This window comes from Pseudomonas sp. CAU 1711, from assembly GCF_039888625.1.
Taxonomy (GTDB): Bacteria; Pseudomonadota; Gammaproteobacteria; order Pseudomonadales; family Pseudomonadaceae; genus Aquipseudomonas.
In genome coordinates, this window is record NZ_JBDQQT010000003.1 from 152,358 (window position 1) to 167,609 (window position 15,252).

General features: G+C 65.5%; 11 protein-coding genes. 5 read left to right on the forward strand and 6 right to left on the reverse strand.

Going from position 1 to position 15,252, the window contains the following annotated elements; translation table 11 throughout:
* Positions 1 to 44 precede the first annotated feature (44 nt).
* Together AAFN46_RS04375 and AAFN46_RS04380 are read left to right on the forward strand one after the other, a co-directional pair.
* Complete coding sequence (locus AAFN46_RS04375; protein WP_347807473.1) at positions 45 to 1,430, forward strand: undecaprenyl-phosphate glucose phosphotransferase; 1,386 nt, start codon at positions 45 to 47, stop codon at positions 1,428 to 1,430.
* 74 nt (positions 1,431 to 1,504) lie between these two features.
* Complete coding sequence (locus AAFN46_RS04380) at positions 1,505 to 2,737, forward strand: O-antigen ligase family protein (RefSeq protein WP_347807474.1); 1,233 nt, start codon at positions 1,505 to 1,507, stop codon at positions 2,735 to 2,737.
* Positions 2,738 to 2,745: 8 nt separating this feature from the next.
* On the opposite strand, the gene AAFN46_RS04385 is transcribed toward AAFN46_RS04380, so the two are convergent.
* Positions 2,746 to 4,842, reverse strand: a complete 2,097-nt coding sequence (locus tag AAFN46_RS04385) for a hypothetical protein (RefSeq protein ID WP_347807621.1) — start codon at positions 4,840 to 4,842, stop codon at positions 2,746 to 2,748.
* A 330-nt stretch (positions 4,843 to 5,172) separates the two neighbouring features.
* Here AAFN46_RS04385 and AAFN46_RS04390 point away from each other — a divergent pair, with 330 nt between their 5' ends.
* The 3 genes from AAFN46_RS04390 (at position 5,173) to AAFN46_RS04400 (ending at position 7,192) form a co-directional block, all read left to right on the forward strand.
* Positions 5,173 to 6,333 (forward strand): MFS transporter, encoded by a 1,161-nt coding sequence (locus AAFN46_RS04390; protein WP_347807475.1) that lies wholly within the window; start codon positions 5,173 to 5,175, stop codon positions 6,331 to 6,333.
* Between the two features lie 87 nt (positions 6,334 to 6,420).
* The gene (locus AAFN46_RS04395) at positions 6,421 to 6,849 is read left to right on the forward strand and encodes a hypothetical protein (RefSeq protein WP_347807476.1); all 429 of its coding nucleotides are present in this window, start codon (positions 6,421 to 6,423) and stop codon (positions 6,847 to 6,849) included.
* A 10-nt stretch (positions 6,850 to 6,859) separates the two neighbouring features.
* Positions 6,860 to 7,192, forward strand: a complete 333-nt coding sequence (locus tag AAFN46_RS04400) for a YnfA family protein (protein WP_347807477.1) — start codon at positions 6,860 to 6,862, stop codon at positions 7,190 to 7,192.
* 101 nt (positions 7,193 to 7,293) lie between these two features.
* On the opposite strand, the gene AAFN46_RS04405 is transcribed toward AAFN46_RS04400, so the two are convergent.
* The 5 genes from AAFN46_RS04405 to AAFN46_RS04425 form a co-directional block, all read right to left on the reverse strand.
* Positions 7,294 to 7,524 carry a YheU family protein gene (locus AAFN46_RS04405; protein WP_347807478.1) on the reverse strand — a complete coding sequence of 77 codons (231 nt, stop codon included), beginning with the start codon at positions 7,522 to 7,524 and terminating at the stop codon, positions 7,294 to 7,296.
* 66 nt (positions 7,525 to 7,590) lie between these two features.
* Complete coding sequence (locus tag AAFN46_RS04410; protein WP_347807479.1) at positions 7,591 to 10,344, reverse strand: 7TM diverse intracellular signaling domain-containing protein; 2,754 nt, start codon at positions 10,342 to 10,344, stop codon at positions 7,591 to 7,593.
* 76 nt (positions 10,345 to 10,420) lie between these two features.
* Complete coding sequence (locus tag AAFN46_RS04415; RefSeq protein WP_347807480.1) at positions 10,421 to 11,620, reverse strand: osmoprotectant NAGGN system M42 family peptidase; 1,200 nt, start codon at positions 11,618 to 11,620, stop codon at positions 10,421 to 10,423.
* A 99-nt stretch (positions 11,621 to 11,719) separates the two neighbouring features.
* Positions 11,720 to 13,456 carry an N-acetylglutaminylglutamine synthetase gene (gene ngg, locus AAFN46_RS04420; protein ID WP_347807481.1) on the reverse strand — a complete coding sequence of 579 codons (1,737 nt, stop codon included), beginning with the start codon at positions 13,454 to 13,456 and terminating at the stop codon, positions 11,720 to 11,722.
* Positions 13,457 to 13,471: 15 nt separating this feature from the next.
* Complete coding sequence (locus AAFN46_RS04425; protein ID WP_347807482.1) at positions 13,472 to 15,241, reverse strand: N-acetylglutaminylglutamine amidotransferase; 1,770 nt, start codon at positions 15,239 to 15,241, stop codon at positions 13,472 to 13,474.
* Positions 15,242 to 15,252: the final 11 nt, after the last annotated feature.

Genomic DNA, 15,252 nt, shown 5'->3' on the forward strand with positions numbered 1-15,252 from the left:
CTATCTGTGGTAACTTTGCGCGCTTTTTAATTTCTGGTTCGCCAATGCTATTTCGCCCTCAATATCAGCCTACCTTTGCCGAGCGCTATCCAATCCAGTTGTTGGCGGCGGTTCTGGATTTCTTGACTGTGGTGACCAGCTGCTATGCGGCGCATTTCTGGCGATTCGGCCGGCTGGCAATGGATGGCCGCTATACGCTTACGGCCTTTCTGTTCGCTTTCCTGGTTATCTGCTGCTTCTGGGCGTTCGGGGTCTATGGTTCCTGGCGCGGCAAGTCCTTTCTCCATCAGTTGGGGCGCCTCTATGCGGGCTGGCTGGCCGCTCTTGGCATAGCCCTTACCCTGACCTTCTCCCTCAAGATATCGACCAACTATTCGCGGCAATGGGCCTTCGTAATGTTGGCAGTAGGGGTTGTGGCTAGCACGCTTCTGCGTTTCGCAATGTTCCAGTTCTTGCGCTGGTTGCGCTCCAGTGGTCGCAATCTGAAGACTGTCGTGCTGGTGGGGGACGGTGGGCGTGCGGCCGAGCAACTGGGGCATGAGGGCCCGCTGCGCGAGTTCGGTTATCGCGTGGCTCACAGTCTGCACTATGAGCAGGGCGAGGGGTGGGTGAGTGCACTGGTCGAGGCCGTCGAGGAAAAGAGGGCCCATGAGGTCTGGCTGTGTTTGCCGTTGACGGCGGGCGACTCGATCAAGGCCGTGCTTTATGCGTTGCGCCACCATGTCGTTGCGGTGCGCTTCATCCCCGAGTGGGGCGATATTCCATTACTTAACCACAAGGTCAGCAATATTGCCGGGCTCTATTCCCTGGACCTGAGCTGCAGCCCGATGGATGGGCCGGCCAGGCTGGTCAAGCGGCTGGAGGATATTGTCATTGGCGGTGCCATCTCTGTGGCGATCTTGCCGGTCTGCCTGTTGATCGCTTTCGCGATCAAGTGCACATCGCCGGGGCCTGTGGTGTTCAAGCAGTACCGCACGGGTATTAATGGCAAGCGCTTCAAGGTCTACAAGTTCCGCTCCATGGTTGTGCATCAGGAGAGCGAAGGGTGTGTGACGCAGGCGACCAAGAATGATGCCCGGGTAACCGCCATTGGGGCTTTCATTCGCCGGACGAGCCTCGATGAGCTTCCCCAGTTCTTCAATGTGCTGCAGGGGCGCATGTCCATCGTCGGGCCCAGGCCCCATGCCTTGGCACACAACGAGTATTACAAGGATCTGGTCGAGTCCTACATGCAGCGGCACAAGGTCAAGCCGGGCATTACCGGCTGGGCCCAGGTCAATGGCTATCGGGGGGAAACCGATACGCTGGAGAAGATGCAAAAACGTGTCGAACACGACCTCTGGTATATCGATAACTGGTCGCTGGGGTTGGATATCAAGATTATTCTCTGGACCCTGTTCAAGGGGTTCGTGGGTAAAGCTGCTTATTAGGTGTTTCGGTGCGTACCGTGTGATTGCATGTCGGGATTGCTGGTCCTGATTTATTAGATAGATGGGTGAGGGCGGTGTTTAATAAAAGTAATGAACGCATAGATAGCCTGCTGCTGGGCTGGTTATCGATAGGTCTTTTTTTTCAGTTGGCCGGCATCCTCTTCAACAATGATGGTAGCCGTTATGCCACTCAACTGTATCTATTGCTGTTCGTGCCAGCCCTGCTCTTGGTTCTAAAGGAGCGTATTGCCCTCGTCAGATCACATCAGTGGGCGGCTTATCTTTTTGTTGCGCTAGCAGCCTGGGTGTTGCTGGTCGGAGGGGCGCATCCTGGCTCTGAAAAAACCGTTTGGCACTGGTTCAAGGTTGTAGGGCTGCTATGTCTTTATCTGTACGCCGTAGCCTGGTTGACAAGACAGCCGCAACGCTTTGCCTGGGTCTTGGGCGCAGCGGTCGTAGTGGCGGCGGCTTTTGCTTGGCTTTCCCTGTATTATCAGTTCGGAGTTCTGGAACGGTCGCTAGACTATGATGTTTTGCGGCAGCAGCGCATAGAGAAAATGGGCTGGAATGGTTTGGCTGATTTGCAGCATCCCATTATCGCAGGGCTGTACTACAGTGTGTTTGCGATTCTGCTGACCTGGCTCTTCGTGCACTGGCGAATGACCACCGGGCGAGCCATTTTGCTTGCTTTAGCCATGCTGGGGTTGATTGTTTATGTGCTCTTTACCTTTTCCCGTGGCGCCTGGATTGCTCTTGGGGCGGGTGGGGTGGCATTGCTTCTTTTGACTGCTAACCGTAAGGCATTCAGCCTGTTAGTGGTGGGAGGTATTCTCTTGGTGGCTGGAGCCTATTTGTTCTGGCCTGAAATACAGCTTGAGCGCGCGCGAGGGGTAACTGGAAGAGAGCTTATCTGGGCTGCTTGGTTCGAGCGCCTAGATTCTTTCTGGCTATGGGGGGCTGGTGCAGGGGTTGATTTTATTTTCACCTTTCCCCAAGGCCACTATTTAGGGGGGGGGGACTTCTTCCATTCCCATAGCCTTTATCTCCAGTTCTGGTACCAGTATGGTGTGCTAGGTATCGGATTGTTCATCGCGCTTATGCTCAGCCTGTTGTGGAAGGCCTGGCTGTGCCGTGAACAGCCCTTGGCTCGCCTGGGGGGGGGCTTGTTGGTGTTCGCAATGGTGGCAATGGTGTCAGACATCTATGCCATCTTCCATCGCCCCAGTCCCTACTGGGTAGTGCTCTGGCTCCCTGTTGGCATCTTGCTGGGTGTGCAGAGGCCGAAACGGCCTGCGAGCAACGACTAACTCGCGGGTCAGGCGCTGTTGTCGTTGTAGCCGTTGAGCGAGATCACCCGGGTCTTGCCGACGCGGTGGCGGTAGATCTCGCGCAGGTAGCGGATGGCTTTCTTCACGCTGTCGCGCGACAGGCGGATATCGTTGATCGAGACGAACTTGTCCTGGTCGTGGATCAGCTCGCGGTACTTCTTCTCGTACATCGGCTTGATCGCGTACCAGTTGGTGTCGAGGATCTTCGCCGGGTTCTCGTACTCGTTGAGCATGGCCTCCAGGCGTACCTCGTCGAGTTCGTCGGCCACGATGAAATCGAGCATGGCGTTGTCCAGGCTCTCGTCGTAGCGGAACTGGTCGCGGGCGAAGCAGCGCTTGATGAAGGCGACGATCAGGGTGAGGAAGTCGTCCGACAGGCACGGGCTCTTGACGATCAGGGTGGTCAGCGACAGGTTGGCCGAGGCGCCGATCACCAGGGCGTAACGTTTCAGGGTGGTGTTGGGGAACAGGCTGTTGAGGTGGGTCTTGAGCCGGTTCAGGTCCATGTAGGACAGCTTGTAGTCCTTCGGCAGCGAGACGATGGACACCACAGAGGAGCAGTTCTTGAAGAAGTGCAGGTCGCTGAGGGCGCTGGCGTCATAGTTGGACTTCTTGTACTGCTCCAGGGCCGCGCGGTAGCGCTTGGCCTCGATCGGCAGCAGGCTGATGCCCTCGATGGCCTGGGTCGCCTTGTTGAAATGCGGCAGGTCGATGGAGCGGAAGAACAGGTCGTCGATGTTGAGCTTGGGCTGCTCCTTGTCGAACACCTTGAACTTCTCGGTGGGCGCCGGTGCGGCCTGCTCGGCCACCACGGACTCGGCGTAGGCCACCGCTACCGGGCCGGCCAGGCTCATGAACAGGTCGTTGGCGTCCAGGCGGATGGTCTCGCCGATGTCGATGCCGGCGCGGCGGAAGTAGTTCTGGTCGTAGTCGGTGGTCACCGCCTGGGCGGTGAGGATGTTGAAGATCTGCTGCGAGATGTACTGGTTGGCGTGGCGTTCCATGGCATTCACGTCGATGTTCTGCACGTTGCCGCCGTCGCTTTCCTCGGCGTAGCGCATGATGTCGTTGGAGATCAGCATCATGGCGTTCCACGGGCGGATGCGGCGCATCACGCTTTCTTCGCCGGTCTCCTCGCTGTCGAAGTTGTAGGAGAAGTCCCACTCCTCTGAGAGGTACTTGCACAGCAGGCGCCCGGCGTTGATATGCAGGGCCTCGGACATCTCGATGCGCTGATCGGAGATGTTCGGCAGGATGCAGATGCCGCTGGTGAAGATCGGCTCGAAGACGAAGGAGTGGTCGCGATTGTCCTCGCTGTTGATCTCCTGCTTGGTCTCGAAGGTCTTGCTCATGTAGGCGAACTGCTGGGCCAGGCCGAACTCCGAGGCCATGCCCGAGCCGGTGCCGCCGCCGGCGCTGAAGATGTAGAAGTACAGGCGCGACTGGTTGGCCTTGATGCCGCAGGAGTCGATCAGGTAGCTGTGGATGAACTTCCAGTCGGCGTTGCTGAAGCGCTGGGTGTCCTTGTTGAGGATGATCTTGGCCAGGTACTGGCCGAGGATCGGCGCGTTGCCGGCGCCGCCGGCGTGGACCTCGGACAGGTCCATGATCTTCATCTTGCTGTAGTCGTCGAGGAAGCCGCTGCTCTCGGCCTTGCGCGAGAAGCGGATGCGCCCCTCGATGTCCTTGTCCAGGTCGCCGAGCATCACCAGCGGCTCGATCAGGAACACCGGCTTGGCGCCGCGCCCCGAGGACAGCCGCAGGTTGCTGCGCAGCCAGCCAGCCGGGCGTTGTTCGGCGGGGCGCTCCGGGTTGCTGAACTCGTTGAGGTAGAAGCGCCTGGCGTTGTACACCAGCGAGGCGACGTCCAGGGCGATGTTCGAGCCGCAGCGGCCGAGACCGATCAGGCACACCGAGGGAAAGTGCTGGGCGTGGCGCGCGTCGAGGCCGTCGTCGCCGAGCAGCTTGGGGAACACCCGTTCGCGCAGGCCGTCGAGGTTCTCCAGGATGCGGTCGATGTCGCGCTCGGTGAAGTACATGTATTGCTCGTTGCCGAGCTGCAGAGTAGCGGGCATGGCCGGCATGACGGGCGGTGGGGGTGCGAGAAGGTTGGGGGCGATGGTGCGTGGTTCGGAAACGGTGGAGTCAGCGTCTTTAGTTGTTTTCATCGCGACACTCCTGACGTGTTGACGTGCGCCTGCTCGGGTTGTAGGGGTTCCTTGCACGAGTAAAAACTATATACAGCGGGTCGCTATTGTTCGAGGCGTGAGCGGGTTCTTTTTCTTTGCCCCCTGGGGCGCGTCCGGCCGTGCCGAGAATGTTGTCCAGTCGGGCAGGATATGGCCGCGAGCCCTTGCCTGTTCGGCGGTCTCGGGAGTAGGGTGGCTGCCGCTCTTGGCCTTGTTGGAAGTCCCGTGAAATATCTGTCCAAGGCTCTGCCGCTGCTGGCCCTGGTGCTGGCGGCGGTCAACCTGCGCCCCGGCATCACATCGCTCGCCCCGTTGATCGAGCGCATCGCCGAGGAGCTCGCGCTGAGCCGTGCCCTGATCAGCCTGACCACCGCCCTGCCGGTGCTGTGCATGGGCCTGCTCGCGCCCCTGGCGCCACGTCTGGCCGTGCGTTTTGGCCTGGAGCGCACGATTGCTGGGTGCCTGGGGCTGATCGCACTGGCCCTGCTGCTGCGCCTGGGGGGGCATATCGCGCCGCTGCTGCTTGGCAGCGCGGCGCTGCTCGGTGCCGGCATCGCCGTGGCCGGGCCCCTGCTGTCCGGATTCATCAAGCGCCACTTCCGCGACCGCGTCGGCCAGGTGGTCGGCTGGTACTCCTTCAGCATGGGCATAGGCGGAGCAGCCGGCGCGGTGCTGACCGTGCCCATCAGTCGGGGGCTGGGTGACGACTGGAGCCTGGGCCTGGCCGCCTGGTGCGTACCGGCGCTGCTGACCTTGCCGTTCTGGCTGTGCCTGCCCAGCCGCGCCGAGGAGGCGCAGGGCGGCGACGGCCAGGGGCTGCCCTGGCGCGAGCCGCGGGCCTGGCTGGTGACCGGTTTCTTCGCCATTCAGGCCGGCTTCTTCTACACCCTGGCCACCTGGCTGGTGGCGCGCTACCACGAGGCTGGGCTGAGCCTGATGCATGGCAACGCGCTGTTCAGCCTGTTCATGCTGGTCGGCCTGCCCAGCGCCTGGCTGCTGCCCTGGCTGGCGCAGCGCTTCGACATCCGCCAGCCGCTGCTGGTGAGCTGTGGCCTGGGCCTGACCCTGTGCCTGACGATGATCACCTTCCACCCGCTGCTGTTGCCTGAGCTGTGGGCGGCGCTGCTGGGCTTCGCCCTCAGCGGCTCCTTCTCCCTGTCGCTGGTGCTGCCGCTGTACGAGGCGCACAGCCCGCTGGCGGTCAGCCGCTGGACCGCGATGATGCTCTGCGCCGGCTACGGCATGGCCTGCCTGGCGCCGGTGCTCGCCGGCCTGGGCCGCGATCTGGCGGGCGACTACCAGACCCCCTTCATGGTGTTGATCGCCATGGGGGCGTTGATGACCCTGATCGCCTGGGCGCTGCGCACGCCGAGACCTACGGCCTAGGGGCTTTTTCGCAAAGCGGCGCAGTGGTTCCTTTGCATGGGCGGGGGCCTGTGTTAGAAGGCAGCCTGCACTTTCTGGAGTACCCGAGTGGAGTCCGAATCCATCGTCTATGGCTGCATCCGCGACTGGCCGTCCGGTGATCGCGAGCAGCATCGGCTGCGTCGCACCAGCAATCGCCGGGTACTGGATCAGTTGCCGGAGGGCGAGGCCTGGCCCTTCCTCGGCCGCGAGATGTTCTCTTTCTGCGCCAGTGAGGGCGAGGGCCTGTACCAGACCCAGGTGATCCATTTCGGCGCCAGCTACCGCGCCATCGAGTACGAGTGGTCGCTCTGGATCAAGGAGTTCGAGGCCCTGCTCCGGCGCCTGTACTGGGCCAGCGCGGTGGTGCATCTGGAGACCGAGTTGAACGGGGTACACACCTTCCGCTGGGAGTCCGAGAGCGGTTTCCAGGGCCCCCAGGAGGAGGACCTGCGGGTGCGCTGCGTGTGGGAGCGCGAAGGCGGCCTGCGCGGCTGAGGAGGTGGGGATGCTGAACTACCTGTGGTTCTTTCTCGCCGCGCTGTTCGAGATCGCCGGCTGCTATGCCTTCTGGATGTGGCTGCGTCTGGGCAAGAGCGCCTGGTGGGTGCTTCCCGGTCTGCTCAGCCTGAGCCTGTTCGCGCTACTGCTGACCCGTGTCGAGGCAGCCTATGCCGGGCGCGCCTATGCCGCCTATGGCGGCGTCTACATCGTGGCTTCGCTATTCTGGCTGGCGGCGGTCGAGCGGGCCCGGCCGCTGGCCACGGACTGGCTGGGGGCGGCGCTGTGCCTGCTCGGCGCCGGCATCATCCTGTTCGGCCCGCGCCTGGCCAGTCACTGAGTCGGTAGGCGCGAGGACGGTGCCGAGCCCTGTGCTCGTGAAACCTCCGTCAGCCAATTTCGCGAGCAGAGGACTGGGCGTCCCCCTCGCTACAGCGGCGGCTAGTCCTCCAGCCACTCCTTCGGCACTTCCTCGCGCAGGGCCAGTTGGCATTGCTGGCTTTCCGGATCGAAGACGATCAGTGCCTGACCCTTGTTAAGCGCCTGGCGTGCCCGCTCGACACGGGTGGCCAGCGGCGTGTCGTCGCCGTTGTCGGTGCCCTCGCGGGTGACGAAGTCCTCCAGCAGTCGGGTCAGGGTGTCGGCTTCGAGCATCTGGTGGGGGATCAGCATGGCGGCTCCAGGGGCCTGTGGTCGGGGGCGGGCCCGATGTTGTAGGCCCTGTGACGGGCGCCCATGCTATTCGCTTGCGTGTGCCTGCGCGAGCAGATAGCGGTCGAGCAGGGCATAGAGCTGCTGGCAGTCCAGCGGCTTGCCGAGGAAGTCATCCATGCCGGCGGCCAGGCCCAGGGCACGATGTTCGTCGAGTATGTGGGCGGTCAGGGCGACGATCGGCACCGCTGGCAACTGCTGGCTGCGCTCCAGCTGACGAATCTGCCGGGTCGCCTCGAAGCCGTCCAGTTCGGGCATCTCGCAGTCCATCAGGATCAGGCGGATGGCATCTGGGGCGCGCTGGTACTCCTCCACCGCGCTGCGTCCATCGTTCACCAGGCGCACCGAGTAGCCGCGTTTCTTGAGGAAGCCCTGCACCACCATCTGGTTCACCTTGTTGTCCTCGGCCACCAGGATGCAGGGCGTGCTGGCGGCAAGTCGCTTCTCCATCGGCGGCTGTTCCACTGGCGCGAGGCGGCGCTCGCTGTACAGCTCTTGCAGGGTATCGCGCAGGGCGGTGATCGACAGCGGCAGGGGCAGGTTGAGCAGGTGCAGGCCCTGGCCCTCCGGCAGGGGCGATTGCTGCTCCGGCGGGCTCAGCAGCAGCACCCGTTGGCCCTGCTCCAGCTGTGGGCGCAGGCTGTCCAGCCAGTGCCCGCAGCTGCCTGGCCAGGGGGCCATCAGCACCAGCAGCGGCGGTGCCTTGAAGTCTTCCAGATAGTCGCGCAGGCGTTCCGGGTCCTGGCAGCGCTGGGTGCGCATGCCCCAGCGGCCGAGCAGGTGCCCCAGGCAGTCGAGCCCCTGGGCATCCAGCGAGCAGAGCAGGGCGGTGCGGCTGTTCAGCAGCTCGGCCAGTTCGTCGCGGCTATCGGCGACGGGGCGCAGCGGCATGTCGAAGGCGAAGCGCGAACCCTGGCCCAGGGTGCTTTGCACTTCGATGCGGCCTCCCATCATCTCCACCAGCTCCTTGCTGATGGCCAGGCCCAGGCCGCTGCCGCCGTAACGTCGGGTGGTGCTGGAGTCGCCCTGGGCGAAGGAGCGGAACAGCTGGGTGAGGCTGTCGTCGCGGATGCCTATGCCGCTGTCGGCGATGGCGAACACCAGGTACAACTGGCCGAGACCATCGCTGCGCCGGCTGATGCTCAGGGTCACCTGGCCTTCCTGGGTGAACTTGAGGGCGTTGCCCAGCAGGTTCATCAGCACCTGCTTGAGCCGGGTCGGATCGCCCAGCACGCGCCTGGGCACGCCGCCTTCCAGGCTGGCGTAGAGGCGCAGGTGCTTGTTCAGGGCCTGGGCGGTGAACAGCGCCAGGGTGTCGGAGACCAGTTGCTCCAGATCGAACTCGATTTCCTCCAGGCTGAGCTTGCCGGATTCGATGCGCGCGTAGTCGAGGATGTCGTTGATCACCGCCATCAGCGAGCTGCCGGAACTGGCGATGGTGTCCAGATAGAAGCGCTGGTTGCGGTCCAGTGGCGTCTCGCGCAGCAGCTGCAGCATGCCCAGCACGCCGTTCAGCGGCGTGCGGATCTCGTGGCTCATCTTGGCCAGGAAGCGGCTCTTGGCCTCGCTCTCGAATGCGGCCTGCTCGGCGGCCTGGCGCGAGTGGAAGCCTTCCTCCTTGAGCAGGTTGATGCGGTCGGCCAGGCCCAGGGACAGGGTCAGCAGCTCGAAGGTGGCGCCCAGCTTGACCGCGCTGGCGCCGTAGATGCCGAACAGCTCGACGCCCAGCGAGCCACTGGTGGCGAGGATGAAGCACGTCAGCAGCGCACCCCAGGCCAGCACATAGTAGGAACCGTAGCGCAGGCCGCGGCGCCAGACGTAGATGCCGATCAGCAGGAGGATGCTGGAGAAGCCCAGTACGGTGAAGCTGGCCAGGATGTTCCAGGCTTGCAGGCCGATCAGCGGTCCGGACAGCAGGCAGCCGGCGATAGCCAGCATGAGCAGGCGCATGGCCTTGTCCAGGCGGGGAAAATTGCTCGGGATATCGAGGAAATGACGACTGAACTGCACGGCGATCAGGCCGAGCAGGTACATCAGGGCATAGATGCTGGCCGACTGCAGGGCCACCTGCTCGGGTAGCAGCTTGAACAGCATGCCGTCGAAGGCGGCGGCGAACAGGGCCGATACCAGGATGTAGGTCAGGTACCAGAAGTAGGCGCGTTCGCGCAGGGAGACGAAGAGGAACAGGTTGTACACGAACATGGCGAACAGCACGCCGTAGAAGGCGCCGTTCAGGCCCATCAGGTTTTCCTGGGCCGCCGCGCTGGCGCCATGGGTGCTGAAGTACAGCGGCACGAACACCGTGCTGGTGGTTTCGACCCGCAGCAGCAGGGTGTTGCTGCCCCGGGGGAGCTCGAGGGGAAACCAGAAGTTGCGCACCTGCACCGGGCGCTGGGCGAAGGCGAAGCTGTCGCCGCTCTGCTGATGTTGCAGGTTGCCGTGCTCGTCCTGCAGATAGAGGTCGAGGCGGTCGAGCAGGGCATAGTTGACTTCCAGGAACCCGGCCCGCGGCTGCGCTCCGCCGTTGATCAGGCGTACCCTGAACCACCAGACCGAATCGTTCTTGCCCAGATTGGCGTGGTCGTCACCGACCCGGGTGAAGGCGCTGTCCGGTAGGCGCTGCACTTCCTCGACGCCGAGGCTGCCGTCCTTGTCCTCGTGGTAGCCCATGTAGGGCGCCAGGGCCAGGCGCAGTTCGCCGCGCTCCAGCGGCACCGGGGGCAGCGCCCAGGACGGGCCGCACAGGCAGAGCAGCAGCACAGCCAGACAAAAGCGCGGCATCGCCACCTCGGTTTTCTTATTGGTTATAGCCTGCACTTTGCCCAGTTGCGGGCCGCGCTTCAAGAGCGCGCGCGGATCAGTCCTTGCTGCCCTGGCGTTGCTGGCCGAGCAGGCTGTCGAGGGCCGGTACCGCCGTGTCGCTGGACATCTGCACGTCGTGCTCGATCTGGTGGCTGAAACGCTCCAGCGAATGCTCGCGAGACGGCTGGGCGTCGCTGGCGAACACCGGCGGGCTGAGCAGGTAGGCGCCGATCAGGCGGCTCAACGCCGCCAGGCTGTCGATATGGGTACGCTCGTAGCCGTGGGTGGCGTCGCAGCCGAAGGCCAGCAGGGCGGTGCGGATGTCATGGCCGGCGGTCACCGCCGACTGGGCGTCGCTGTGGTAGTAACGGAACAGGTCGCGGCGCACCGGGATCTCGCCCTCGCCGGCCAGGCGCAGCAGGTGGCGCGACAGGTGGTAGTCGTAGGGCCCGCCGGAGTCCTGCATGGCGACGCTGACGCAGTGCTCGCTGGATTGCTGGCCGGGCGCCACCGGGGCGATGTCGATGCCGACGAATTCGCTGACGTCCCAGGGCAGGGCGGCGGCGGCGCCGGAGCCGACCTCCTCGGTGATGGTGAACAGCGGGTGGCAGTCGATCTCCGGCTCCAGGCCGCTCTCGACTATGGCCTTGAGCGCGGCCAGCAGGGCCGCCACGCCGGCCTTGTCGTCCAGATGGCGGGCGCTGATGTGGCCGCTGTCGGTGAACTCCGGCAGCGGGTCGAAGGCGACGAAGTCGCCCACCGCCACGCCCAGCGCCTCGCAGTCGGCGCGGGTAGTGCAGTAGGCGTCGAGGCGCAGCTCGACCTGATCCCAGCTCACCGGCAGTTGATCCACCGCGGTGTTGAAGGCATGCCCCGAGGCCAGCAGCGGCAACACGCTGCCGCGCAGCACGCCGTTGTCGGTGAACAGGCTGACCCGGCTGCCCTCGGCGAAGCGGCTGGACCAGCAGCCCACCGGCGCCAGGGCCGGGCGGCCGTTGTCCTTCAGCTCGCGGACGCTGGCGCCGATGGTGTCGAGGTGGGCCGACACGGCGCGGTCCGGGCTGCTCTGGCGGCCCTTGAGGGTGGCGCGGATGGTGCCGCGGCGGGTCAGCTCGAAGGGGATGCCGAGCTCCTCGAGGCGTTCGGCGACGTAACGCACTATGGTGTCGGTGAAACCGGTCGGGCTGGGAATGGCCAGCATCTCCAGCAGCACCTGGCGCAGGTAGGCGAGATCGGGTTCGGCGAGGTGGGGCATAGAGTCTCCTCGGAATGGTTGTGCCCCTCTCCCACGGCCTGGGGAAGGGGGCGGGGGAGGTCGGCACCTCTCCCCGTCGGGGAGAGGGCCGCAGAAAGCTTAGGGATGGGCGCGGCTGAGCGGGAACAGCAGGTCGATGAAGCGCTCGGCGGTCGGCTGCGGCTCGTGGTTGGCCAGGCCGACCCGCTCGTTGGCCTCGATCAGCACGTGCTCGGGCTGGTCGGCGGCCGGCACCAGCAGGTCGAGGCCGACCACCGGGATGTCCAGGGCGCGTGCGGCGCCGATCGCCGCCGTGGCCAGGGCCGGGTGCAGGCGCTCGGTGACGTCTTCCAGGGTGCCGCCGGTATGCAGGTTGGCGGTCTTGCGCACGGCCAGGCGTTCGCCGGCCGGCAGCACGCTGGAGTAGTCGTAGCCGGCGTCCTGCAGGGTGCGCTGGGTCTCGGCGTCGAGCGGAATGCGGCTCTCGCCGCCGGTAGCGGCCTGGCGCCGGCGGCTCTGCGTCTCGATCAGCGCGCCGATGCTGTGCACGCCGTCGCCGATCACCGTGGCCGGATGGCGGATGGCGGCGGCCACCACCTCGAAACCGATCACCACGATGCGCAGGTCCATGCCGGCGTGGTAGCTCTCCAGCAGCACGCGCTGGTCGAACTGGCGGGCGCGCTCGATGGCCGCCTCCACCGCCTCGGTATCGCGCAGGTCGACGGCCACGCCCTGGCCCTGTTCGCCGTCCACCGGCTTGACCACGACGCTGGCGTGCTCGGCGAGGAAGGCGGCGTTGTCCTCGGCGCTGCCGGCCAGGCGCTGCGCCGGCTGGCGCAGGCCGGCGCGAGCGAAGGCGCGGTGGGTCAGGCGCTTGTCCTGGCACAGGGTCATGCTCACCGCGCTGGTCAGGTCCGACAGCGACTCGCGGCAGCGGATGCGCCGGCCGCCCTGGCTGAGGGTGAACAGGCCGCCCTCGGCATCGTCCACCTGCACTTCGATGCCGCGGCGCTGGGCCTCGTCGACGATGATGCGGGCGTAGGGGTTGAGCTCGGCCTCGGGGCCCGGGCCGAGGAACAGCGCCTGGTTGATGCCGTTACGCCGTTTGATGGCGAAGGTCGGCAGGTCGCGGAAACCGAGCTTGGCGTAGAGCGCCTTGGCCTGGGCGTTGTCGTGCAGCACCGACAGGTCGAGGTAGGCCAGGCCACGGCTCATGCCGTGCTCGATCAGGTGGCGCACCAGCGCTTCGCCGACGCCTGGGCGCGGGCAATCCGGCGCCACCGCCAGGCACCACAGGCTGCTGCCCAGTTGCGGGTCGGCGAAGGCCTTGAGGTGGTTCAGGCCCATCACGGTGCCGAGGATGCGGCCGTCGCTCTCGTCCTCGGCCAGCCAGTAGCTGGGGCCGCCGGCCGCGCGCGGGGTCAGGCGCTCGCTGTCCACCGGCAGCATGCCGCGCTGCAGATAGAGGCGGTTGATCGCCTGCCAGTCCGCCTCGCTCTGCGCGCGGCGGATGTGGAAGCCACGGAAGCTGCGCGGCGCCGGGCGGTAGTCGGTGAACCACAGGCGCAGGGTGTCCGAGGGATCGAGGAACAGCTGCTGCGGCGCCTGCGCCAGCACCTGTTGCGGCGCCGCCACGTAGAGGGCGATGTCGCGCTCGCCATGGCGCTCGCCTTGCAGGTCGGCGGCCAGGCTGGCCGGGTCCGGGTAGGTGTGCCCCATCAGCAGGCGACCCCAGCCGCAGTGCACGCTCTGCGGTTGGCTGGCTTCGCCGCCGTCCCGCGCCAGGTGCGCTTGCAGGCGCTGGTAAGAGGGCGGCTGGCCGCGTTGCAGGCGTTGGTTGTAGGCAGTGGCACGCATTTGGCTATCCCTCCCTCAGAGTCCTTGTTGGTCGAGCCACAGGTGCAGCGCCGCCAGCTGCCACAGCTTGGAGCCGCGCAGCGGGGTGAGCTGGCCCTGCGGGTCGCTGAGCAGGCGGTCGAGCATGGCCGGGTCGAACAGACCACGGTCCTGGCCGGGGTCGAGCAGCAGCTCGCGCACCCAGTCCAGGGTGGCGCCTTCCAGGTGCTTGAGCCCGGGCACCGGGAAGTAGCCCTTGGGCCGGTCGATCACCTCGTGGGGGATGACCTGGCGCGCGGCCTCCTTGAGCACCTGTTTGCCGCCGTCGGGCAGCTTGAAGCGGGCGGGGATGCGCGCCGACAGCTCGACCACGCGGTAGTCGAGGAACGGCACGCGGGCCTCCAGGCCCCAGGCCATGGTCATGTTGTCGACTCGCTTGACCGGGTCGTCGACCAGCATGATGGTGCTGTCCAGGCGCAGCGCCTTGTCCACCGGCGCCACGGCGCCCGGCATGGCGAAGTGCTCGCGGACGAACTCGCCGGCCCAGTCCTCGCCCTGCCACTTGGGTTGCAGGGTGGCCAGCAGCTCCTCGTGGTCGCGATCGAAGAAGGCCTGGCGGTAGGCGGCGAAGGCGTCCTGGGCGCCGTCCACCTGCGGGTACCAGTGGTAGCCGGCGAACAGCTCGTCGGCGCCCTGGCCGCTCTGCACCACCTTGCAGTGTTTGGACACCTCGCGCGACAGCAGGTAGAAGGCGATGCAGTCGTGGCTGACCATCGGCTCGCTCATGGCGCGGAAGGCGTCCGGCAGCCGCTCGATGATCTCGTTCTCGCCGATGCGCAGCTGGTGATGGCGGGTGCCGTAGTGGTTGGCGATCAGGTCGGAGTAGTGGAACTCGTCGCCGCGTTCACCGCCGGCGTCCTGGAAGCCGATGGAGAAGGTCGACAGATTCTCCACCCCGGCCTCGCGCAGCAGGCCGACCAGCAGGCTGGAGTCCACCCCGCCGGACAGCAGCACGCCGACATCCACGGCGGCGCGCTGGCGAATGCTCACGGCCTGGCGCAGGCCATCGAGGACCAGGTCGCGCCAGTCGGCCAGCTCGAACGGCACCTCGTCGCGCTTCGGGCCGAACTGCAACTGCCACCAGCACTGCTGCTCGCGGTTGCCATCGAGGCCCAGGCGCATCCAGGTGGCCGGCGGCAGCTTCTCCACGCCGCGCAGCAGGGTGCGCGGGGCCGGTACCACGGCATGGAAGTTCAGGTAGTGGTTGAGCGCCACCGGGTCCAGCTCGGTGTCGATCTCGCCGCCCTGCAGCAGGGCCGGCAGGGTCGAGGCGAAGCGCAGGCGCGCGCCGTCCTGGGCCAGGTACAGCGGCTTGATGCCGAGGCGGTCGCGGGCGAGGAACAGGGTCTCGCGGTCGCGTTCCCAGATGGCGAAGGCGAACATGCCGTTGAGTTTCGGCAGCAGCTGCTCGCCCCAGGCGTGGTAGCCCTTGAGCAGCACCTCGGTGTCGCCGTCGGAGTGGAACTGGTAGCCCAGGGCCTGCAGCTCCGCGCGCAGCTCCGGGTAGTTGTAGATGGCGCCGTTGAACACCAGGGTCATGCCCAGCTGGTGGTCGACCATGGGCTGACCGGAGGCGGGCTCCAGGTCCATGATCTTCAGGCGGCGATGGCCGAAGGCCAGCGGGCCCTGGCTATGGAAGCCGCACGCGTCGGGGCCGCGTGGGGCCAGGTGATGGGTGATTTTCTCGATGGCGGCCAGGTTGGCCGGTTGTCGATCGAAACGTAGTTCTCCAGCGATTCCGCACATATATGTCCTTA

Excerpts from the sequence above, each read along its gene's own strand:
- AAFN46_RS04375 (WP_347807473.1), top strand. The coding sequence starts at position 45 with ATGCTATTTCGCCCTCAATATCAGCCTACCTTTGCCGAGCGCTATCCA.
- AAFN46_RS04385 (WP_347807621.1), bottom strand. The coding sequence starts at position 4,842 with ATGCCGGCCATGCCCGCTACTCTGCAGCTCGGCAACGAGCAATACATG.
- AAFN46_RS04400 (WP_347807477.1), top strand. The coding sequence starts at position 6,860 with ATGCTGAACTACCTGTGGTTCTTTCTCGCCGCGCTGTTCGAGATCGCC.
- AAFN46_RS04405 (WP_347807478.1), bottom strand. The coding sequence starts at position 7,524 with ATGCTGATCCCCCACCAGATGCTCGAAGCCGACACCCTGACCCGACTG.
- AAFN46_RS04410 (WP_347807479.1), bottom strand. The coding sequence starts at position 10,344 with ATGCCGCGCTTTTGTCTGGCTGTGCTGCTGCTCTGCCTGTGCGGCCCG.
- AAFN46_RS04415 (WP_347807480.1), bottom strand. The coding sequence starts at position 11,620 with ATGCCCCACCTCGCCGAACCCGATCTCGCCTACCTGCGCCAGGTGCTG.
- ngg (WP_347807481.1), bottom strand. The coding sequence starts at position 13,456 with ATGCGTGCCACTGCCTACAACCAACGCCTGCAACGCGGCCAGCCGCCC.
- AAFN46_RS04425 (WP_347807482.1), bottom strand. The coding sequence starts at position 15,241 with ATGTGCGGAATCGCTGGAGAACTACGTTTCGATCGACAACCGGCCAAC.